Consider the following 21,254-nt stretch of genomic DNA (forward strand, 5'->3'; position numbering starts at 1 on the left):
CGGGTCAGTGAGCCACGGCAGCCGCGCCGTGTTCGTCGATCAGATGGCCGGTATAGAAACGGTCCAGCGAGAAGGCCGCATTGACCGGATGCGGTTCGTCGCGCGCGATGGTGTGCGCATACGCCCAGCCCGAGCCGGGGGTCGCCTTGAAGCCGCCCGTGCCCCAGCCGCAGTTGAAGTACAGGCCCTTGACGTCGGTCTTGGAGATGATCGGGCAGGCGTCCGGCGAGACATCGACGATGCCGCCCCACTGCCGGTTCATGCGCACGCGCGAGAACACCGGGAACATCTCGACGATCGCCTCCAGCGTGCCTTCGATGATGTGGAAGCTGCCGCGCTGGCCAAAGCCCGTGTACTGGTCCACGCCCGCGCCGATCACGAGATCGCCCTTGTCGGACTGGCTGATGTACGCGTGCACCGCGTTCGACATCACCACCGTGTTCACCACCGGCTTGATCGGCTCGGATACGAGCGCCTGCAACGGATGGCTCTCAAGCGGCAGGCGCACGCCGGCCATGTCGGCCAGCGAGGTCGTGTTGCCCGCTGCAACCACCGCGACCTTCTTCGCCTTGATGAAGCCCTTGGTCGTATCGACGCCCGTCACCTGGTTGCCCTCGCGGCGAATGCCCACGACCTGGCAGTTCTGGATGATGTCCACGCCTGCACGGTCCGCGCCGCGCGCGAAGCCCCAGGCCACGGCATCGTGCCGGGCGACGCCGCCACGCCGTTGAATGGACGCACCCAGCACCGGGTAACGGCTGTTGAGGTTGATGGTCGGCTCGATTTCCTTGATCTGCTGCGGCGTCAGGAACTCGGCATCGACGCCGTTGAGGCGGTTTGCATTCACGCGGCGCTCGGTGTCGCGCACGTCCTGCAGCGTATGCGCCAGGTTCATCACGCCGCGCTGCGAGAACATCACGTTGTAGTTGAGGTCCTGCGAGAGGCCTTCCCAGAGCTTCATCGCCTTTTCGTACAGCGCGGCGGATTCGTCCCACAGATAGTTGGAACGCACGATGGTCGTGTTGCGCGCCGTATTGCCGCCGCCGATCCAGCCCTTCTCCAGGATCGCGACATTCGTGATGCCGTGTTCCTTCGCGAGGTAATAAGCGGTCGCGAGACCGTGGCCGCCGCCGCCGACGATCACCACGTCGTATTCGCGCTTCGGCTCCGGACTTCTCCACTGGCGTTCCCAGTTCTCGTGATACGACATGCCGTTGCGCAGCAGGCTGAATATCGAGTAGCGGCTCATGGTGTTTCCTTCTTCGTGCGGGGTGTTATGCGTTGAATCAGAATCAGCATTCGATGACGTTCACGGCCAGGCCGCCGCGCGACGTCTCCTTGTATTTCGTCTTCATGTCGGCGCCGGTTTCGCGCATCGTCTTGATGACCGAGTCGAGCGACACGTAGTGCGTGCCGTCGCCTTTCATGGCCATGCGCGCGGCGTTGAGCGCCTTGATGGCGCCCATTGCATTGCGTTCGATGCACGGAATCTGCACGAGCCCGCCGACCGGATCGCAGGTCATGCCGAGGTTGTGTTCCATGCCGATCTCGGCGGCGTTCTCGACCTGCGCAGGCGTGCCGCCCATGACCGCGGCGAGCGCGGCGGCGGCCATCGAGCAGGCGACGCCCACTTCGCCCTGGCAGCCCACTTCGGCGCCGGAGATCGACGCCGTTTCCTTGTAGATGATGCCGATGGCCGCGGCCGTCAGCAGGAAGCGCACGATGCCTTCGTCGTTCGCGCCGTGCATGAACTTCACGTAGTAGTGCAGCACGGCGGGAATCACGCCGGCGGCGCCGTTGGTCGGCGCGGTGACCACGCGGCCACCCGCGGCGTTTTCCTCGTTCACGGCCATGGCGTAGAGATTGACCCAGTCGAGCATCGACAGCGGATCGCGCAGCGACTCTTCGGAGCGCGAGCGCAGCGACGCGGACAGGTCCGCCGCGCGGCGCTTCACGTGCATCGGGCCGGGCAGCTCGCCGCGTTCCTTGCAGCCGCGCTCGACGCAGGCGGCCATCACGCGCCATACGGCCAGCATGCCTTCGCGCACTTCGGCTTCGCTGCGGCTCGCGCATTCGTTCTGCATCGTCACTTCGGCGATGGAGAGACCGGTTTCGCGGCAGACGCGCATGAGGTCGTCGCCGGTGCGGAACGGATGCGGCACCGTGCCGCCCGCGCGCAGGCCGTTGACGCGATCGCCGTCGCGATTCACGACAAAGCCGCCGCCGACCGAGTAATACTCCTTCTCGACGAGCAACTGGCCGTTGTCGTCGAACGCCTGGAAGCGCATGCCGTTCGGATGCACGATGCTCGAACCGGGCGCGCCCGGCATCAGCTTGCGATAGAAGCCGATGTGCTCGCGCTCTTCGAACATCACTTCGTGCTTGCCGAGCAGCATCAGGCGCTTGCCCTTGCGGATGGCGTCCAGGCGCGGCGCGATCACGTCGGGATCGATCAGATCGGGCAGATTGCCTTCAAGGCCGAGCAGCACGGCCTTGTCGGTGCCGTGGCCCTTGCCGGTCGCGCCAAGCGAACCGAACAACTCGACGCGCACCCGCGTGACGAAGGCGAGCAGGTTGGCGTCCTCGATGTGGGACGCGAACCGGCACGCCGCGATCATCGGTCCGACGGTATGCGAGCTCGACGGTCCAATGCCGATCTTGAACAGATCGAAGACGCTGACGTTCATGTGCGAATCCCTTTGCTTGGCTTTGACTGGGCGCGGCGCGGCAGGCGCGTGCGTCGTTTCGGTATGGCGCTCATTGCACCAAACCGCAAAAAGACTCGATAGAACAAAAGCGCCGTCGAAATGGGATGGCGGCGTCAGCGCGTGGCGCAGCGTGCACGCATCGGTGTAATCCCTAGGCTCTGAACCGGCCTGCGCGTTTTCTGACGCGGGTGCCGCGCGCCGCGCGCGAGTGCTATGCTCGCCGGATCACTTCGAGCCGCCGCACGTCACGCGCATGAACCCCGCAGAGTCCCTTCCACCGCTGTCCATCGACGGTCAATCGAAATCGCGTATCCGCTTCGGCATCATCCTGCTGCCGAACTTCACGCTGACCGCGTTCTCCGGTTTCGTCGACCTGCTGCGCCTCTCCGCCGACGAAGGCGATTTCAGCCGCCCCGTGCGCTGCTCCTGGAGCGTGATCGGCGAGACGCTCGCGCCGGTCCGCGCGAGTTGCGGCATCCAGGTCACGCCGTGGGAAACCTATGAGAAAGCCGAGCCGTTCGACTACGTGGTGGTGGTCGGCGGACTGCTGCATTCCGGCCCCGCGACGAGCGATGCGACGCTGCAGTTCATTCGCCGCGCAGCCGCGGCGGATGCGACGATCGTCGGCATGTGTACGGGCGTGTTTTCGATGATGCGCGCCGGTGTGCTCGAAGGACACCGCATCTGCGTGAGCTGGTTTCACTACTGGGACTTCGTCGAGCGCTTTCCGCATGCGGATGAACAGGCGCTCGTCGCGGACCGGCTGTTCGTGATCGACCGGCGGCGCATTACGTGCTCGGGCGGACGCGCTTCCATCGACGTGGCCGCGGCCATTCTGCTGCGCCACTTCGAGACCGCGACAGTGCAGAAGGCGTTGCGCATCCTGCTCGTCGACGACATGCAGAAAGGCAACGCGCCGCAGCCGCATCCGCCCGGTCTCGCGCCGGCGACGCATCCGAAAGTCAAACGTGCGATCCTGCTGATGGAGCAGCACGTCGGGCGTTCGTTGACGCTGGACGAACTGGCCCACAAGCTCGACATGTCGACGCGCCAGCTTGAGCGTCTTTTCAAGGCGGAGACGGGCAAGGCGCCGCAGGCGTATGCGAAGCAGGTGCGGCTGCGCACGGCGGCATGGCTGCTGACGAGTTCGGACAAGACGGTGGCGGATATCGCGTCGAGCTGCGGCTTCTCGGATGCCTCGCATCTGGGCCGCGAGTTCCGCAAGCAGTTCGGCGTGCCGCCGATGATGTATCGAGAGCAAGGCGGTGCACAGGACGCGCAGGCCGCCGAGCAATCGATGGACTACGACGAGACTTTTCCGGGCCGCGCCCAGGCGCTGTAGAGCGCCTTCAGAGTACTTGGTTCACGTTTTCCGCGGCTCATCACACCAAGGAGGAACGGCATGGCGACTCACGGATACTCGCAGGAAGAATGGCAGGTGCGTTGCGATCTTGCGGCGCTCTATCGCGTGATCGGGCATTTTCGCTGGACCGACATGATCTTCACGCACATCAGTGCGCGCGTGCCGGGATCGGACCATCACTTTCTGATCAACCGCTATGGCGTGCTGTTCGACGAGATGCGCGCGTCGGATTTGGTGCGCATCGACAGCGAAGGACGGCCGGTCGAGCCCGGCGCCCGCGACGACCCGGAGCGCTATCGCGTGAACCCGGCGGGTTTTACGATTCATTCGGCGATTCACATGGCGCGTCACGAAGTGGCGTGCGTCGTACATACGCATACGGCGGCGGGTGCGGGGGTTTCGGCTCAGAAGCGCGGGCTGCTGCCGATCAGTCAGCATGCGTTGAAGTATTACGGGCATCTGGCTTATCACGATTATGAAGGGATCGCGCTGGATCTGGCCGAGCGGGATCGGCTGGTGAACGATCTGGGTTCGCATAACGCGATGATTCTGCGTAATCATGGGCTGCTGACTTGCGGGAAGTCCATTCCGGAGGCGTTTCAGGAAATGTATTTTCTTGAACGGGCTTGTGAGATTCAATTGCGGGCGCTGGCGGGAGGCGGGGAATTGAACTGGCCTTCGGAGAAGGTGTGCGAGGTGACGGCTTCGCAATATCGGCGGGATGAGTCGGAGGGGATTACGCGCATGCAGTGGGAAGCGGCGTTGCGGATGATCGAAGGTGGGGCGAGGACGGATTATCGGAGTTAGTTCGATTTGCTTGTTGCTGATCGCAGTCTTATATGCCCTCGATTTTGTTGATCTGGGGCATTTTTGTTTTACAAATTTTTATGCATGTTTACGGCTTCAGGCGGTACCGTTCGATGCTCAGTCCATCACGAAAAGTCGAATGCCGTTTCAATACAAGTTCAATATTATTCGGAGAGGGCTTCATAGTAGCTGGCAAAGAACTAAACGCACCCTTCGTCATTTTCTGCAAATGGCCCTGTTTATCTGCGTCACTTTTCGCGCCGGAATTGCTTTGGCAGTCTTCTTGATAGAGAAGACATCCATCATGTCGGACTGGCTGGATGACGCCACTCGCTACGTCCTCAGGCTAACGCATTCGGACATCAATTATCACGAAGATATCTTCGTGATTTCGGATCTCGCCGTTTTAATCGCGTGCTGGATTGTAGTAGACGTCACGGTGTTCGCGGCCTATGTTTTCGCTTCCAGATTTTGGCGTGGCAGGGAGCAAATCAAGAACGCGACTGCGAGGTGAGTCACTTCGATGCCTGTCTTCATTTTCGCAACAAAACGCATCTTCAAATTAATCCTTCAGTTTTCGCTTTGGCTCGTACTTTGGTATGGGCTCGGTGTTGTCCTTTTTCGTTATCTCAATGCGCGCGTCGAAGAAGCGCCGGGATGGATCGAATGGACCGTGCGCTTTGCGCTCGAAACCCTAGGCTACGGCGATGTGCAAGAACCTGAAACCATCGGCGCCTTTTGTGAGCTTGTCGCGCTCGTGCTCTGCTGGATATTCGTCGCGATGGTCTTGTTGATTGGATATCGATTGATCGCCCGATTCATTCACAGCGGCTGAAGCACGTGTGTTCTCCGTCCATGCATTTTGGTGCACGTTAAATTGTCAGGCGGTAAGAAAATCGTGCGCGGAGGCAACGAGTCTACTCTTATAGGTGCCAGCTCAAAGCGTATTCGATTTTCGCAGGTGGTGGCGGCAAGTTATCTATAAATTTATTACAGAACTTTTCACACTGCATGGCAATCAACCGCTAAGGTTGTGAGCGCGATTAATAACTCTACGAAGCGCGCTTGGAAAATCAATGCCAGTCAGCTGTGTATTCAAACTCAACCGACAGGTTTCCTCCGATCTGACCTGCACAGGTTTCGGCAGCATTGAGGCGTATTCAGGAAGAGGCGTGGGTCGTGACAATCCGGACGCCGTTTCGCTCGAAAGCGTGGGTCCCATTCCGCCTGGACGCTACTACCTTATTGATCGCCAAGCCGGCGGTCGTTTAGGTTGGCTTCGTGATTGGTGGACTGACTTAGTTATCGGTAGCGACCATACCCAATGGTTCACCCTCTGGAATCCCAAAACGGGCGACTCAACGATTGTAAATGGCGTCAAGCGCGAGAGTTTCAGGCTTCATCCGAACGGAGTCAGCGGGACAAGCATGGGTTGCATCACAGTAGTTGACAAGAAGGCCTTCGAAAAATTGAAAAGATTCATTCGTTCAAGCCCGCCGACTATCTCTATTCCTGGGACGTCATATAAGGCCTATGGCGTGGTGGAAGTTCAATGAAGAAGATGGCCTGGTTCGTTCTTCAGATTTCTCTTTGGATTTTCCTCTCCTACAAACTGGGCATTTTCCTTCTCCGTTTTATCGACGCGCACATTGAAGCGTGCCCGGAGTGGATTGAAAGGACCGTGCGCTTTGCACTCGATTCATTCGGCTACAACGACGTGCGGGATCCAGAAACCGTCGGTGCCGCCTGCGGCCTCTTCGCCCTGGTCCTCAACTGGATCCTCTCAGCCCTGGCCCTGTGGCTGGCCTACCGCTTGATCACCTGCATCGTCCGTAGACGACATCAATAACCCCGCTTCCGTTCACCCTAAATCCCACCCCCATGCACTCCGACATCTCCTCAACCTACAGGGAATCGACGGCGAATCGCAGGACAAAACCCATCCCAAAGCCATTCAGGTGATCTTCTGGGAATGGACCGTTTCCCAACCCTCCTCCATGCACGTCAATTCAGGCGGCGGCTCGGGCAAGGCGTCCTTCTCCGGCCTCGAATTCAAGCACGAGATCGACCGCGCATCGCCCAATCTGTTCCTCTACAGCGCCACCGGCAAGCACATACCCAAAGCGGAACTCATCATGCGCAAGGCCGGCGGCACGGCCCTCGAATACTTCCGGATCACCATGGAAGACGTGTTGATCACGAAGGTCCATCCATCCGCCGACGCCGGCTATGCCATCGAAAGCGTCGGCCTGTCCTTCGCGAAAATCAAACAGGAATACGTCGTGCAAAACGCCCAAGGCGGCAGCATGGGCGCGGTCACTGCCGCCTTCGACATCAAGGCCAACAAGGCCCTGTAACTCAATTCGCCCCCGCCACATAAGCCTTCACCGCCGGCAGCCCGTCCTTCCCGTCGAACGTCTTCACACCCGCAAGCCACTTGTCCAGCACCGTCGGATTGGCCTTCAGCCACTCGCGCGCCGCCTTGTTCGCATCGGTCTTGTTCATGATCGGCAGCATCACGTGGTTCTCGATATCCGTCGTGAATTGCAGATTGGAAACCAGCTTCGCGACATTCGGACAACGCGAATCGTAATCCGTCGGCGTCACAGTCAGCACCTTGGCCTCGCCATAATTGGGACCGAAAACCTCATCGCCACCCGAGAGATAATCGATCTTCATCTGCACGTTCATCGGGTGCGGCTCCCACCCCAAAAATACGATCGGCTTCTTCTCGCGAATCGCGCGATTCACCTCCACCAGCATGCCCGCCTCGCTCGATTCCACCAGCTTGAACTTGCCAAGTCCATATTGATTCGAATCGATCATCTTCTTGATCAGCGCATTGCCATCATTGCCCGGCTCGATGCCATAGATCTTGCCATCGAGCTTGTCATAGTTCTTCGCGATATCGTTGAAGTTGCGAATACCCGCCTGATACGCATAATCCGGCACCGCGAGCGTGTACTTCGCGCCTGTGAGATTCGGCGTCGCCAGTACCTTCAATTGATTGTTCTTCTTGAACGGATCGATGATCGGATCCATCGTCGGCGACCAGTAACCCAGGAACACGTCGATCTGCTTGCTCTTGACGCCCGCGAACGTAATCGGCACCGAGGCAATCGTCTTCGTCGGGTTGTAGCCGAGGCCCTGCAGGATCGTCGATGCGAGTCCGGTCGTCGCCGCGATATCGGTCCAGCCGACATCCGCAAAACGCACGTTCCTGCACGCCGCAGGCTCGGCCGCGTGCGCCACGCTCACACCCGCCAGCATCGCCGCAGCGAGCGACGCGATCCACAAACGCTTCATGTTTTTCCTCTCTCTCAGGTTCATCAGGACGCAAGTCAGCCCGCGCGCGGCCCGTCACGAACCGGCGCGGAACAGAATCATTCAGACAATGGACGCGCTAGGCCGAGAGGCGCCGCTCCACGCTGGGCGCATGCCCGAACTGCGCGCGATACGCCTTGCTGAAGTGACAAGGCGAATGAAATCCGCATACGCTCGTCACGCGTGCAATCGACGCATCTGTATTGCGCAACAGTTCGCGCGCGCGACGCAGCCGCAGCGTGAGGTAGTAATGCGTCGGCGAGACGCTGAGGAACATCTTGAACATGCGCTGCAAGTGCCGCTGCGACAGATGCACGAGCCGCGCAAGCTCATCGAGCGAGAGCGGCTCTTCGATGTTCGCCTCCATCAGCCGGACCACTTCCACGAGCTCGGCGCGCGAAAAGCCCACGCGGGCATCGACGGGAATGTGCTGGTAATCCGTCGAGCCGCGTATCCGTTCGACAATGAACTGTTCCGACACCTGCGCCGCATGCGCCTGCCCCAGCCGCATGCCGACGAGATTGAGCATCAGGTCGAGCGGCGCGGTGCCGCCCGTGCAGGTCAGTCTGTCCCGGTCGATCACGAACAGTTCGTCAGCGAAACGCACATGCGGGAAGCGCTTGTTGACCGGCGACATGTCTTCCCAATGCAGCGTGCAGCGATAGCCGTCCAGCAGCTTCGCGGCCAGCAAGGCATACGGCCCGGTGCAGATGCCGCCCAGCGGAATGCCCGCCTCATGCGCGCGTTGCAGAAGGCCGATCACCTTGTCGTCGACGTAATCGGCGACCTGCCAGCCCCCACAGACGATCAGCACATCGGGCATGCCGGTTTCGTCGATCGTCGTGGCCGGCTTGACCGTGATGCCGTTGCTGGCGCGCGCGGGTTCGCCGTCCGGCGTGATGATCGACCATCGATAATGCTGCGCACGGCCGACGTAATTGGCCATGCGCAACACCTCGACCGCGCTCGTGAACGCGATCATCGAGAAGTTCGGCAGCGTCACGAAGCCGAAGTGCGCGAGATTGGACAACGGTGAATCCACAGCCGCCGGGACGATCGCGTCGCGCTTCATGCACAAGCCTCTCAGCTTTGTTGGGTCGCCGGCGTGCGGCGCACTTTCATCACGCTCTTGAGACCCGCGAACAACGGAGCGCGCGCCATGCCAGGCGAACGGCCGAAGCTTTCCGTGATGCGGTCCAGGATGATCGCCAGCAACACCACGGACAGGCCGCTCTCGAAGCCCAGGCCGATGTCGAGGCGCTGGATCGACGCCAGCACGTCGTTGCCGAGGCCGCCTGCGCCCACCATCGACGCAATGATCACCATCGACAACGCCATCATGATGGTCTGGTTCACGCCAGTCATGATCGACGGCAGCGCGTTCGGGACCTGCACCTTGTAGAGCAGCTGCCACGGCGTGCAGCCGAAGGCCTGACCGGCTTCCACGATTTCGCGGTTCACATGCTTGATGCCCAGCGACGTGAGACGCACGGCAGGCGGCATCGCGAAGATCACGGTGGCGAGAATCCCCGGCACGCGGCCGAGACCGAACAGCATGGCCGCCGGAATCAGGTAGACGAATGCGGGCATGGTCTGCATCAGGTCGAGCACCGGACGCACGATCATTTCCACCGTCCGGCTCTTCGAGGTCCAGATGCCGAGCGGAATGCCGAGCAGCAGGCTGATGAAGGTCGACGACAGCGTGAGGCCCAGCGTGATGACCATCTGATCCCAGAAGTTGGTCGCGTAGACCAGCAGCAGCGCGGCCAGCACGAACGCCGCGAATCGCCAGCCGACCCGCCACAGGCCAATGCCCACGAAGATGGCGATCATCAGCCACATCGGAATGGCCTGCAGGCCATGCTCGACCGCCGCGGCGAACGTTTCGATGACCTTGCCGATCGAGTCGAAGGTCTTCGCGTCGTGATCGAGGAGATAGTGGACGCCGTGGTCCACCCAACTGCCAAGCGGAATGATTTCAGACATGGGAACCTCGATGGTGCGTAAGGACCTTCAGGACGTTGGCCTTGTTGATCGAACCGCAATAGAAGCCGTCGGCATCGACAACCGGCAGCGGCGCCGGACTCGCAACCACGCGGTTCACGACATCGTCGAGAGCCATGCCGCGCTCGATGCACTCGATGGGATTGATCTGCGGCACCGCGTTGCCATTGCCGTCGCGGCCGACGAAACCGCGAATGCGGCGCTCGCCGTCCATCACGAACGCGTAGTCCGCGCTGCCGTTGAGCGTCGCCGCCACGCTCGACGCGTCGATCTGCGGCGCATGCTTGATGAGCGGCACGGCATCGGTCTGCATCAGGTCGCCCGCGGTCAGATAACGGCTCGTGTCGATACCCTCGAAGAAGGCCTCGACATAATCGTCGGCGGGATTGGTGATGATTTCCTGCGGCGTGCCTATCTGCACCACCCGGCCGCCTTCCATGATCGCAATTCGAGTGCCGATGCGCATCGCCTCTTCGAGATCGTGCGACACGAACAGGATCGTGCGACGCTGCTCGCGTTGCAGATCGAGCAGCACGTTCTGCATCTCCTTGCGCTTGAGCGGATCGAGCGCGGAGAAGGCCTCGTCCATGATCATCAGCGAGGGATTCACCGCCAGCGCGCGCGCCAGTCCCACGCGCTGCTGCATGCCGCCCGATAGTTGCGCAGGCAACTTCTGGGCGAACGGCGCGAGGCCGACTTGTTCGAGCACGGTCATCGCCCGTGTTTCGCGCTCCTTCTTGCCGACGCCCGCGACCTCGAGGCCGAATGCGGCGTTGGAAAGAACAGTGCGCTGCGGCATCAGTGCAAAGGACTGGAACACCATGCTCATGTCCTTGCGGCGCAGTTCGGTGAGTTCCGAGCGACGCACGGCGGCCACGTCGCGGCCGTCGATCAGCACTTTGCCGGCGGTCGGCTCGACGAGCCGGTTGATGAGTCGGATCAGCGTGGATTTGCCGGAGCCGGAAAGGCCCATCAGCACGAAAATTTCGCCTTCCTTGACGTCGAACGAGACGTTATGGACGCCGACGATCTGCCCGGTGCGCTTGAAGACTTCTTCCTTCGTCGCACCGCCGGCCAGCATGTCGAGCGCTTGCTTGGGACTGTTGCCGAAAACCTTGCACAGTCCCTCGACTACCACTTTGGGGGAATTCATCGAGTCTCTCCTGGCGGGGCGGACCTGCGTCCGCGCTGTGCATACATAGTTGCCAGAAAAAAGTCACGTCAGCCGACTAATTGCGACAGGCACATGTGGAAATACGACACTGGAATAAGGCCGGATGTGCGCAATGCTCGTCGGGGCCTTGCTGGATAAGGCTTTGCCGCCAGCGTAATGAAACGGCTCGGCGATTTTTGCGTGTCGCGTCAGGACAAGTCTGGATGCTTGTTGACGATGCAGGCGAATTGCCGGGTAGACGTCAGACAGACGAAAGGAAGGGCAATGCGATCTCGCGCAGGAGGCGCTTAGGGGACAGCGAGAAGATGCTAGAAAAACTACATGTAGCGGTGACTTGGCGGGCGGGTCGTACGGCAAAGGGCCGTCGTGTGTTGCTTGTGTTGTGTTTCCCGCGCCGCCGTCAGCGACGCATTACAGGCGAATGCCGAAAGCCGTACCGCGTGCCTTGCGCTGACGCTCCGCATCACGGAAACGTGCTTGGTAGGAGTAGTCTTTGTCGAGCGGAAGGTTCGGCGATTCGAACAGCGAAGCAAATTTTTGCAGCAGGGCGAAAAGGTAGCTCATGTCTGGCTCCGGTTAGCGTTAAAGGGTTTTCCCTTAGGACGCATTATAGGGTTTGCCCTGATTCATTCCTAGTGCGTCGCAGCATTTTCGAATAAATTTGTTGTAGTTTTTCTACATTTTACCGATTCCTGCGAGTGATTTCGCTGCTCTGAATGTGGCGACAGCCGGTAAACGCCCGTCCGGCCGCGTCTCGGCGTCGGGACACGCGAAAGCGCGACATGCCGCCGCAGCGCGTAACGATGAAACGGGAAGGCGAAGAATCAGTGTGCCGTCGAACCGGCGCGATGGTGCGCGGAACGCGCGTGCTTTTTAGACGGATAGTCCGGGCTGACCGCGCTCACCGGTTGCACCGGCGAGGCGTCGGTTCCGTACGGGTCGCGGTCATGCCGCAGGCTGACGGTGTCCGAGTCGGTATCGAGGAGCGAGACAAGCGTCGCCTGTTGGTTGAGCATCAGTTGCTCCATGCGGTCCTGCTGCAATTTGCCGTCGCGGCCCATATGCACCAGCAGCACCGTCTGCGCGATACCGGTTGCCACGGTGACGAGCATCACGCAGACGATGATCGACAACATTGTCTTCATCCGGCGCGCGTGCGCGGTCGCGGACATGCGCTGCTCGATCATGACGGCGTGGAGCGCCTCCACCGTGTCGGCAAACGCGGCGGCCCGCGCGCGGTCAAGCTCGGGCCCGGCTCCGGCCTTGATCTGCGGCGGCACCTCGCCGGGCGCTCCAGAAGATTGCACCGGCTGCGACACCCCAACGGCGCCGTGCCCATCGAGCGCGACGCTACTCACGCTCGCCGCACGCGGCACGGCGGCGGCGAGCGCACAGGATTTCACGGGCTCCATGCCGTCGCCTTCGTTGGATGGCGAGGGCTGCGCTTCGTCCTGAAACAACCCTTGCACCGGCTCGACCGGCGCCACGTTCGTCTTTGACGCCCGTTTCGCCGCGGCCGCCTCGGACGGCGACGCAGCGTGGTTCGACTGCACTGCTGCGAGAAACACCTCAGGCAGCTCGAAGCCTTCGAACGTGCCCTGACGGATATCGGTATTCAGTGCCTGAAAATGCGCGCGTTCGGCGTCTTCGGCGAACAGGTCGAGCGTTTCGCCATTGCGCGCGCCGTCGCTCAATTGCGCGAGACGCTGCGCGGAGCGCGCCGCGCGGGCGAGTTTCTTTTCGATGTCGACGCCGTCCTGTCTGGCCGGCGATTCGGGCTCCCGTCGCGGCATGGCGCGTCCGGCGGTATCGCCCGGGAGCGTGTCGGGCGTTTTGTTTGCAGCGGAATCTGGCATAGGTTCGAAAGGCCGCGGCCCTGGACGCACGGTGGTCCGGCGGTCGCGGCGAATTCTTCGAGAGGCCGCATTGTCTCACGCGGCGGGGCGCCGCCCGCATCCCTTAGGCAAATTAGCTGGCATCGTCCTCACGAAATTCGCGCACGACGTCGAGATGCCGCAAACGATCGCAGATCGCCTGATATTCCATCGCCGATGCGCGCGACAGCTCCACGCGCACTTCATCGAGATCGGGCGAGTCGTCGCTCTGCTGGACGACAAACTGCTTCACGCGCACGCTGCCGGGACCCAGCGCTTCGTGCAGGCCATGAAACGTCAGCGAGCCGCGCTCGACCAGCATCGTCAGTTGCCGGCGCTGCTTGACGCTGATGAAGCGCCGTTCCAGCGGTTTGATGCCCGCGAGAATGACGAGGATGATCGCCGTCGCCGCGATCGACGCCGTGTACAGCCCGCCGCCCACCGCCAGCCCGATGGCCGCAACCGACCACAGGCTCGCCGCCGTGGTCAGTCCGCGCACGATCTCGCCGCGCAGGAGGATCGAGCCTGCGCCGAGAAAGCCGATGCCCGACACCACCTGCGCCGCGACCCGCGACGGATCGAGCACGACGTGATCGCCCTTCAAGGCTTCCTCGAAACCATAGGCCGACACGATCATGATCAGCGCCGAGCCGACGCACACGAGCATGTGCGTGCGCAATCCTGCTGCCCACGAGAGCCGTTCACGCTCGAAGCCGATCACGCTGCCAAGCGCCGCCGCCATCACGAGCCGCGAGATGATCTCAATATTGCCCAACATGTCAGTGACCTCCTCTGGTCGAAAGCCCGGCGAGCGGCCTCGAGAACCGGTCGGCGCCAGGCTGGTTTGTTATGCTTCCGTGCTGCGCGCCTCGGGCAAGGGCGCGTCCCCTGGGTCCATCCGAGTCTATCCATGCAGGATCAGCAAACCAACGCTCAGTCCAATGCTCAATCGCCGCTGCAAGCGGTGCGCCCGGACTCCGCCGCCGCGCTGCGCGCGCATTATGCGGATGTCGTGCTGCCGATATGGCGCGGTCCCGGATTCAACGCCGCGCTCGGCTTGGCGTACGAAGCCGTCGCGGCGCATGACCATGCGCCGCTGCCGCCCAGGCGTTATCGCGCGATGGCCTGCGCGCGGCAACTGTTCGCCTTCACGGACGCCGGCGACCTCGCGCATGCCGCTAAGCTGTTCGACGCGCTACGGCACTATTTTCTGGACCGGCAAAACGGCGGATGGTTCTATAGCGTCGATGCGAACGGCGCACCGCTCGAGCGCCAGAAGGATCTCTACACCCATGCATTCGTGGTCTTCGCGTGCGCGCATTACGCCAAGCGCACCGGCTCGGCCGACGCCTTCGCGCTGCTCGACGAAAGCTCACGCCTGATCGAAGCACGCTTTTCGAGCGGCGGTGATCTGCTGAACGCGGTGCTTGCCGAAGACTTCGGCGCCACGCTCGAAACCCCGTTGCAGAATCCGCTGATGCATCTCGCGGAAGCATGGCTTGCCGCGCGCGAAGCCACCGGCGACGCCGCCTACGACCGGCGGCTTTTGCAACTTGCACGCTCCGTCGCGGACGCGTTCGTGCATGCGCCGAGCGGCTCGATCGCCGAATTGCCGATGGGCGCGCCAGGCAACCGGCTGGAGCCGGGCCATCAATTCGAATGGTTTTTTCTGGCGCTGGGAAGCCGGCACGAGGCGTTCGAGGCGGCCGGGCTCAACGAAGGACTCGCGCGCGCCTTCGAATTCGCACAACGTCACGGCGTGGACCCGGAAACGGGCGGGGTGTGCGCGGCCATCGACGAGAGTGGCCGCGTGATCGACGGCACCCAGCGCATCTGGGCCCAGACCGAATATCTGCGCGCGCTGGTCACGCGCGGCGAAGCGCCCGGCGAGCAGATCGCGCGCTTCGGCGCGCGCTTCCTGCATGACAAGGGCTGGGTGGAGGCCCGGTCGGCGCAGGGAGACGTCATTCGCGCCGAGATGCCGTCGACGACGCCGTATCACCTCGCGACGTCGTACGCGGCCTTGACTGACTGACGGGCGCTGTCTCAGGCGAGCTGGAACACCGACACCGCCGCCTTGAGCTGCCGCGTCTGCTCATGTAGCGACGACGCAGCAGCAGCAGCCTGCTCGACGAGCGCGGCGTTCTGCTGGGTCATTTCGTCCATCTGCGTGACGGCCTGGTTGACCTGCTCGATCCCGACGCTCTGTTCGAGCGACGACGCGCTGATCTCCGCCATCATCTGCGTCACGCGTGAGATCGACGCCGATACGTCGCGCATGGCCGCGCCCGCGCGTTCGACGAGCAGCGAGCCGTCGCTCACCTGCGCCACCGACTCGCCGATCAGCGCCTTGATTTCCTTCGCCGATTGCGCGGAACGTTGCGCGAGGCCGCGCACTTCTCCGGCCACGACCGCGAAACCGCGCCCCTGTTCGCCCGCGCGCGCCGCTTCGACGGCCGCATTCAGCGCGAGGATGTTGGTCTGGAAGGCAATCCCGTCGATGACGGAAATGATCTCCGCGATCTTGTCCGAGCTGGACGCGATGCCGCGCATCTTCTCGACGACATCATCCACGACGCTCGAGCCGCGCGAGGTGGCCTGCAGCGCTTCACCGGCCAGCGTGTTGGCCTCACGTGCGTGCTCGGCGTTCTGCCGCACCGTGGCGGTCAGCTCTTCCATGCTCGATGCCGTTTCTTCCAGCGAGGCCGCCTGGTTTTCCGTGCGCGCGGACAGATCGGCGTTGCCGCTTGCGATCTCGTCGGCGCCGAGGTTGATCGAATCCGACGTCGCGCGCACCGCCTTGACCGTGCTCGCGACGCTCGCCTGCATCGTCGCGAGTCCGGCGAACAGCCGGCCGATCTCGTTGCTGCCGCTGCGCTCGATGCGTTCATCCAGATGCCCGTTCGCGATGCGTTCGAAGTGCCGTCCCGCTTCCTCCAGCGGCGCGATCACGCCACGGCGCAGCGCCACGTGCGTCAGCGCGATGCCGGCCACGAGCGCCACCAGAATCACGATGCCGACCGCGCGAAACCATGCATAGCGCGTGTCGATCGACGCGAGATAGGCGCGCCCGGCCTCATCGCCGAAATTGACGAAATTTTGCTGTTCCGCGAGATAGCGGTCCTGGAAGCCTTGCGTGGGCTGATCCAGAAACGCCTGGATGTTGCCCGCATCGAGATACTGGACGAGCTCCGCCAGCGCCTTCGCATACTCCGCGTATTTGCCTTGCAGCGCAGTCGAGCGCGCGATGTTCTCGTCGCCGGTCTTGGGCGCATTCAGGAAGGCGTTGAAAGACTTGTCCGCCGCCGCGATCTGCGCGCGCGCGTGCTGCACGATGTCGGTCGGCTCGCTGCCGCCGCGCACCATGCGGGTGCCGGCGCGGGACAGGTTGATACGTGCATCCATCAGATGCTGCGTCGTCTGGTTGACTGCATTGACCTGCTTGAGCGCGATGTCGGAAAGATTGCCGACATCGTCATGCGTGCGTGAGAGGGACCAGAAACCGAGTCCCTCGGTGACCAGCTGAAAGAGACAGAACACCACCAGTACAGCCAGCAAACCCGTTGAAACCTTGATCCTTGCAAACATCACCCGCACTCCGAATTTGCGAAATCACACCCGCCCGAGCGGTAACAGTGAGGGTTTACGGCAATGCCGTCAGAAAGCTTGAATCGTTTGCGGAACCGGCTGTCTACGCGAATGCGGAGATCGCTGCGGGTTTGACTGGGCATCGTCGAAGGCGCACATCACGCGGCCCGAACGCTCCATTGCACAAAATTTGCAGGAGTTTCTTGCAGTGCGCGCGATCGCTTTCTATTGTCTTTGCAGGACGGCACCGAACCCACCCAAGGAGTGTCCGAATGGCCGAAATAGTCGATATCGCGCGCGGTGCGCTGAATGCGCAACCGTTCAGCGCCTTGCTTGGTACCAAACTGATGCAGGTCGATTCAGCGAGTCTCACGCTGTGTCTGACCATCAGGGACGAACTCAGGCAACAACATGGCTTCGTACACGGCGGGGTGGTGAGTTATCTCGTGGACAACGCGCTGACCTTCGCCGGCGCGCTGCGGCTGGGCCCGAAGGTCGTGACGGGCGAGTACAAGATCAACTACTTGCGCCCGGCGGTCAGTGGCACGCTGATGGCCCGTGCGCGCGTCGTGCATGCCGGCATGACGCAGGCCACCTGCCAGTGCGACGTGTTCGTCACCGATGGCGGCGCTGAACGGTTGGTCGCCGTCGCACAGGGGACGATCACGCGCATCAATGACGGCGTCGCGAGCGAGCCGGTTTTCCACGCCTGAGCCGCATTCTCCCTTTATCCCGTCGTCCAGAAAAAAACCTCGCCGCAGCGAGGTTTTTTTCGTTGCGCCGCCAACGTTACTTGGCTGCGACCGTCTTCTGCGTCTGCTCGCCGAGCCCTTGAATGCCCAGCTTCATCGTCTGGCCGGCCTTCAGGTACACCGCGCTCGGCTTCACACCCATGCCGACGCCCGGCGGCGTGCCGGTGGAGATGACATCGCCCGGCTGCAGGCTCATCACCTTCGACAGATACGCCACCAGTTGCGCGACCGTGAAGACCATCGTCTTCGTGTTGCCGTTCTGATAGCGCTTGCCGTCGACTTCGAGCCACAGGTCGAGCTTTTGCGGATCAGCGATTTCGTCCTTCGTGACGACCCACGGTCCGATCGGGCCGAACGTATCGAAGCCCTTGCCTTTGTCCCATTGCGTGCCGTGCTCGAGCTGCCATTCGCGCTCGGAAACATCGTTGATCACGCAGTAGCCGGCGACGTAATCGAGCGCGCTGGCTTCGTCGACATACTTCGCTTCCTTGCCGATCACCACGCCCAGTTCGACTTCCCAGTCGGTCTTGACCGAGTTGCGCGGGATTTCGACGTCGTCGTCCGGACCGCTGATCGCGCTGGTCCACTTGTTGAAGATGACCGGCTCGGTGGGCACCGGCAGGTTCGACTCGGCGGCGTGATCCGCGTAGTTCAGCCCGATGCAGACGAACTTGCCGATACGGCCGACGCACGGTCCGATGCGCGGATTGCCGTCGACGACCGGCAGCGTCGCGACATCCACCGCGCGCAGTTTCGCCAGGCTCGCCTCGGTCAGCGTCGCGCCGGTGATGTCATCGACGACCTTCGACAGATCGCGAATCCGGCCCTCGGCGTCCAGCAGACCCGGTTTTTCCTGACCCTTGGGGCCGTAACGAAGCAGCTTCATCTGAGTTGATCCTCCTGGTTCGAAAAAGAACGATGACCGGTCAGTTCGACCAGCCACCATCGATGATGTGAATCTGACCCGTCGTGAACGACGAGTCGTCCGAGCCCAGATACAGCGCGAGCGCGGCGATTTCCTCGGCGCGGCCGACACGTCCCATCGGCTGGCGGGCGACGAAGGCGGCCTGCACCTGATCGACGGTGGCGCCCTGCGCCTTGGCCTGTTCCGCGATGCGGTCCTTGAGCGACGGCGACTCCACCGTGCCGGGACAGATTGCGTTGCAGCGGATGCCGCGCGTGACGAAATCGGCGGCAACGGACTTGGTCAGGCCGATCACGGCCGCCTTCGACGCGCCATACACGAAGCGGTTCGGCACGCCCTTCACGCTCGATGCCGCCGACGACATGTTGATGATCGACCCCCCGCCCGTCTCCAGCATTTTCGGCAGGAACGCGCGGATCGTACGATACATGGCCTTGGCGTTCAGGTCGAAGGCGAACTCCCAGTCTTCCTCGGTCGCTTCGAGAATCGAGCCGGCATGCACGTAACCCGCGCAGTTGAACAGCACGTCGACCGCGCCGATTTCCTGCGCGAGCGCGTTGACCGCCTGCGAGTCGCGGACGTCGAGCCTGCGCACTTCGAAGGGCTTGCCGTCGAGCGACTCCGTGCGGATATCGGTGGCGATGACGCGCGCGCCTTCCTTCGCGAAAAGCTGAGCCGTCGCGAGGCCGATGCCCTGTCCCGCCGCCGTAATGAGCGCCGTCTTGCCTGCCAGTCTTTGTACCATCTACTGCTCCAGTCGAAGTTGTTTTTGAGACATCTTGGCTATAAGAGCCGGTTTGGGTTTTTTCCGAATCGCTTCAGAGTCGATAGAAATTTTGGGCGTTTGCGCCGAATATCGCGTCTTGCGCGGCTTTGTCGAGATGCGCGGTCAGACGGCTTGCCGTGGCGTGCCACACGGCATAGTCGCCGTTGAGATTGAGCACGGGCCAGTCGCTGCCCCACATCAACCGCGCGGACCCGAACTGTTCGACGAGATGCGCGACATAGGGTTTCAGCGTGGCCTCGGTCCAGCCAGCGTTTGCCTCAGTCGCGAGACCGGAAATCTTGCAGTGAAGTTGCTGCGGTAGTGCGGCTAGTCTCGCGATGCTGTCGGCCCAAGGCTGCCAGCTGGATTCGATGCCGTCGCGGATCGGCGGCTTGGCCGCGTGATCGACGACGATTCTCAATGTCGGATAGCGCTCGACGAACTCGATCAGCGACGGAACATGCCGCGTGAAGATGAGCGCGTCGAAGGCAAGATCGAGATCGATCAAGCGATGGATCGCCGCCGGATGTGGCGCGTGGGCGATCCATGTGTCGTCGGGCAGATCCTGAAGCATCGGCCGCACGGCTTTGAACTTCGGGTCGCGAGCGAATGTGTCGATCATCTGCACGGCATCGGGCGAATCGAGCGGCACCCAGCCAATCACGCCGGCAATCGAATCCTCGGTGCGGGCCAGATCGAGCAGATAGCGCGTTTCATCGATGGTCGGCGCAGCCTGCACGACGACCGTTCGAGCGATACCGGTTGCTTGTCGCAAGCGCGTGAGGTCATCGGGTGCGAAGACGCGGTAGAGCGGCTTCATGTCCGGCGTGAGCCAGCCGTAGTCGCCTCGCGCCGGATCCCAATAGTGTTGATGCGCGTCGATGTTCATCGCGGCACCGGCGCATCCGCATGCAGCAAGCCTTCGGCGCGCAGTGCATCCCAAAGCGCCGGCGGAACCGGCGTCGCAAAAGATGCCGCGTTCTGACGCACTTCATCCGGCGTGCGGGCGCCCATCAGCACCGTGGCCACGACTTTATGCGCATAAGGAAACTGGATGGCCGCGGTCGACAGCGCTACGCCGTGCTCCCGGCACACGCGCTCCAGTTTGCCGACACGCTCGACGATGTCCTTCGGTGCATCGCCGTAGTTGAACTTGAGATCGCCATGCGCTTGATGGTCAAGCCCGCGTGCCAGAATGCCCGAGTTGAACGCGCCGCCCAGCAGGATGCTGACGCCACGCTTTTCGCATTCGGGCAGGAGATCGTCGAGGGTGTTCTGTTCAAGCAGCGTGTATCGTCCCGCGAGCAGCGCGCAGTCGATGTCGTACTCGGCCATCATCTCGCGCACTGCAGCGCCTTCATTCACGCCGAGGCCGACCGCCTTGACGCCGCGCGACTGCTTCAACTCGTCGAGCGCGCGAAAGCCGCCTTCGTTGGTCAGTTGCTTCCAGTAATGTGCGTTGTTTGCACCATGGGTGACCCGGCCGATGTCGTGAATCAGCACGATATCGATGTCCTTCATGCCAAGGCGCATCTGGCTGTCCTCGAAGGAACGCAGGATGCCGTCGAACGTGTAGTCGTAGATTGCCTGGAACGGCAGCGGCGCGGCCCAGCCTTCGCTGCCGTCGTCGGGCGTCGTGCGTGGGACGAAACGGCGCCCGACTTTTGTCGACAGCACGAAGTCTTCACGTGGATAGCGCCGCAATGCATCGCCAAGACGATGTTCCGCCTTGGTGTGGCCATAGTGTGGCGCGGTATCGAAGAAACGAATGCCGGCTTGCCAAGCGGCGTCGACCGTCGCACGCGCGGCGTCTTCAGTGAGTTCGTGATAGAGGCCGCCGAGCGGCGCAGTACCGAGCGACAGCGCGCTCACTTCCAGCGGCGTGCGGCCAATCTTGCGTCGGCGCGAAACAGCCTGGGTGTCTCCGGTCATGTGCAAGCCTCGGTGGTTTCCTTCAGTGTGAAGCGTT

23 protein-coding genes are annotated in these 21,254 nt (G+C 62.2%); 9 read left to right on the top strand and 14 right to left on the bottom strand.

Annotated elements, in window-relative coordinates:
* Nucleotides 1–4: 4 nt before the first annotated feature.
* Together QCE69_RS28025 and QCE69_RS28030 are read right to left on the bottom strand one after the other, a co-directional pair.
* Entirely contained in the window at nucleotides 5–1,249 is a 1,245-nt protein-coding gene (locus QCE69_RS28025; protein WP_309927440.1) for a sarcosine oxidase subunit beta family protein, read from the bottom strand.
* Between the two features lie 43 nt (nucleotides 1,250–1,292).
* The gene (locus QCE69_RS28030; RefSeq protein ID WP_309934243.1) at nucleotides 1,293–2,687 is read right to left on the bottom strand and encodes an L-serine ammonia-lyase; all 1,395 of its coding nucleotides are present in this window, start codon (nucleotides 2,685–2,687) and stop codon (nucleotides 1,293–1,295) included.
* A gap of 274 nt (nucleotides 2,688–2,961) precedes the next feature.
* Between QCE69_RS28030 and QCE69_RS28035 the strand changes: the two genes are divergently transcribed.
* The 7 genes from QCE69_RS28035 (at nucleotide 2,962) to QCE69_RS28065 (ending at nucleotide 7,235) form a co-directional block, all read left to right on the top strand.
* A complete protein-coding gene (locus QCE69_RS28035; RefSeq protein WP_309934245.1) occupies nucleotides 2,962–4,050 on the top strand; it encodes a GlxA family transcriptional regulator in 1,089 nt (362 codons plus the stop codon).
* A gap of 60 nt (nucleotides 4,051–4,110) precedes the next feature.
* Nucleotides 4,111–4,878, top strand: coding sequence for a class II aldolase/adducin family protein (locus QCE69_RS28040; RefSeq protein WP_309934248.1), 768 nt, complete (start codon nucleotides 4,111–4,113; stop codon nucleotides 4,876–4,878).
* Between the two features lie 13 nt (nucleotides 4,879–4,891).
* On the top strand, nucleotides 4,892–5,392 hold the full coding sequence (locus QCE69_RS28045; protein WP_309934250.1) for a hypothetical protein: 501 nt from the start codon (nucleotides 4,892–4,894) through the stop codon (nucleotides 5,390–5,392).
* Between the two features lie 9 nt (nucleotides 5,393–5,401).
* The gene (locus tag QCE69_RS28050; protein ID WP_309934252.1) at nucleotides 5,402–5,713 is read left to right on the top strand and encodes a hypothetical protein; all 312 of its coding nucleotides are present in this window, start codon (nucleotides 5,402–5,404) and stop codon (nucleotides 5,711–5,713) included.
* Between the two features lie 241 nt (nucleotides 5,714–5,954).
* Complete coding sequence (locus QCE69_RS28055; RefSeq protein ID WP_309934254.1) at nucleotides 5,955–6,434, top strand: DUF2778 domain-containing protein; 480 nt, start codon at nucleotides 5,955–5,957, stop codon at nucleotides 6,432–6,434.
* Entirely contained in the window at nucleotides 6,431–6,727 is a 297-nt protein-coding gene (locus QCE69_RS28060; RefSeq protein ID WP_309934256.1) for a hypothetical protein, read from the top strand. Before QCE69_RS28055 ends, QCE69_RS28060 begins: the two co-directional genes overlap by 4 nt.
* Nucleotides 6,720–7,235, top strand: a complete 516-nt coding sequence (locus tag QCE69_RS28065) for a type VI secretion system tube protein Hcp (RefSeq protein ID WP_309935393.1) — start codon at nucleotides 6,720–6,722, stop codon at nucleotides 7,233–7,235. The genes QCE69_RS28060 and QCE69_RS28065 overlap by 8 nt, the downstream gene beginning before the upstream one ends.
* 1 nt (nucleotide 7,236) lies before the next feature.
* Here the strand turns inward: QCE69_RS28065 and QCE69_RS28070 are convergent, their stop codons facing one another.
* The 7 genes from QCE69_RS28070 to QCE69_RS28100 form a co-directional block, all read right to left on the bottom strand.
* Complete coding sequence (locus QCE69_RS28070; RefSeq protein ID WP_309934258.1) at nucleotides 7,237–8,184, bottom strand: choline ABC transporter substrate-binding protein; 948 nt, start codon at nucleotides 8,182–8,184, stop codon at nucleotides 7,237–7,239.
* A 97-nt stretch (nucleotides 8,185–8,281) separates the two neighbouring features.
* Entirely contained in the window at nucleotides 8,282–9,274 is a 993-nt protein-coding gene (locus QCE69_RS28075; protein ID WP_309927456.1) for a GlxA family transcriptional regulator, read from the bottom strand.
* An 11-nt stretch (nucleotides 9,275–9,285) separates the two neighbouring features.
* The gene (gene choW, locus QCE69_RS28080) at nucleotides 9,286–10,188 is read right to left on the bottom strand and encodes a choline ABC transporter permease subunit (protein WP_309927458.1); all 903 of its coding nucleotides are present in this window, start codon (nucleotides 10,186–10,188) and stop codon (nucleotides 9,286–9,288) included.
* Nucleotides 10,181–11,359, bottom strand: coding sequence for a glycine betaine/L-proline ABC transporter ATP-binding protein (locus QCE69_RS28085; RefSeq protein WP_309909234.1), 1,179 nt, complete (start codon nucleotides 11,357–11,359; stop codon nucleotides 10,181–10,183). The genes choW and QCE69_RS28085 overlap by 8 nt, the downstream gene beginning before the upstream one ends.
* Before the next feature lie 432 nt (nucleotides 11,360–11,791).
* A complete protein-coding gene (locus QCE69_RS28090) occupies nucleotides 11,792–11,944 on the bottom strand; it encodes a hypothetical protein (RefSeq protein ID WP_309934260.1) in 153 nt (50 codons plus the stop codon).
* Nucleotides 11,945–12,204: 260 nt separating this feature from the next.
* Nucleotides 12,205–13,173: a hypothetical protein gene (locus QCE69_RS28095; protein ID WP_309934262.1), complete on the bottom strand. Its 969-nt coding sequence runs from the start codon at nucleotides 13,171–13,173 to the stop codon at nucleotides 12,205–12,207.
* A gap of 175 nt (nucleotides 13,174–13,348) precedes the next feature.
* Nucleotides 13,349–14,032: an MgtC/SapB family protein gene (locus tag QCE69_RS28100; protein WP_309927462.1), complete on the bottom strand. Its 684-nt coding sequence runs from the start codon at nucleotides 14,030–14,032 to the stop codon at nucleotides 13,349–13,351.
* A 132-nt stretch (nucleotides 14,033–14,164) separates the two neighbouring features.
* On the opposite strand from QCE69_RS28100, the gene QCE69_RS28105 reads away from it, so the two are divergent.
* On the top strand, nucleotides 14,165–15,289 hold the full coding sequence (locus tag QCE69_RS28105) for an AGE family epimerase/isomerase (protein ID WP_309934263.1): 1,125 nt from the start codon (nucleotides 14,165–14,167) through the stop codon (nucleotides 15,287–15,289).
* Nucleotides 15,290–15,300: 11 nt separating this feature from the next.
* Here QCE69_RS28105 and QCE69_RS28110 read toward each other — a convergent pair whose 3' ends face one another.
* Nucleotides 15,301–16,842 carry a methyl-accepting chemotaxis protein gene (locus QCE69_RS28110; RefSeq protein ID WP_309934265.1) on the bottom strand — a complete coding sequence of 514 codons (1,542 nt, stop codon included), beginning with the start codon at nucleotides 16,840–16,842 and terminating at the stop codon, nucleotides 15,301–15,303.
* Nucleotides 16,843–17,114: 272 nt separating this feature from the next.
* On the opposite strand from QCE69_RS28110, the gene QCE69_RS28115 reads away from it, so the two are divergent.
* Nucleotides 17,115–17,555 carry a PaaI family thioesterase gene (locus QCE69_RS28115; RefSeq protein ID WP_309934267.1) on the top strand — a complete coding sequence of 147 codons (441 nt, stop codon included), beginning with the start codon at nucleotides 17,115–17,117 and terminating at the stop codon, nucleotides 17,553–17,555.
* Nucleotides 17,556–17,631: 76 nt separating this feature from the next.
* Here QCE69_RS28115 and QCE69_RS28120 read toward each other — a convergent pair whose 3' ends face one another.
* From QCE69_RS28120 to QCE69_RS28135, 4 genes are all read right to left on the bottom strand, one after another.
* A complete protein-coding gene (locus QCE69_RS28120; protein ID WP_309925368.1) occupies nucleotides 17,632–18,480 on the bottom strand; it encodes an ureidoglycolate lyase in 849 nt (282 codons plus the stop codon).
* A gap of 40 nt (nucleotides 18,481–18,520) precedes the next feature.
* Entirely contained in the window at nucleotides 18,521–19,264 is a 744-nt protein-coding gene (locus QCE69_RS28125; protein ID WP_309925371.1) for an SDR family oxidoreductase, read from the bottom strand.
* A 73-nt stretch (nucleotides 19,265–19,337) separates the two neighbouring features.
* Nucleotides 19,338–20,174, bottom strand: a complete 837-nt coding sequence (locus QCE69_RS28130; RefSeq protein WP_309934269.1) for an amidohydrolase family protein — start codon at nucleotides 20,172–20,174, stop codon at nucleotides 19,338–19,340.
* Nucleotides 20,171–21,217, bottom strand: coding sequence for an aldo/keto reductase (locus QCE69_RS28135; RefSeq protein WP_309925376.1), 1,047 nt, complete (start codon nucleotides 21,215–21,217; stop codon nucleotides 20,171–20,173). The genes QCE69_RS28130 and QCE69_RS28135 overlap by 4 nt, the downstream gene beginning before the upstream one ends.
* Nucleotides 21,218–21,254 lie beyond the last annotated feature (37 nt).

The organism is Caballeronia sp. LZ032, assembly GCF_031451315.1.
Classification (GTDB): domain Bacteria; phylum Pseudomonadota; class Gammaproteobacteria; order Burkholderiales; family Burkholderiaceae; genus Caballeronia.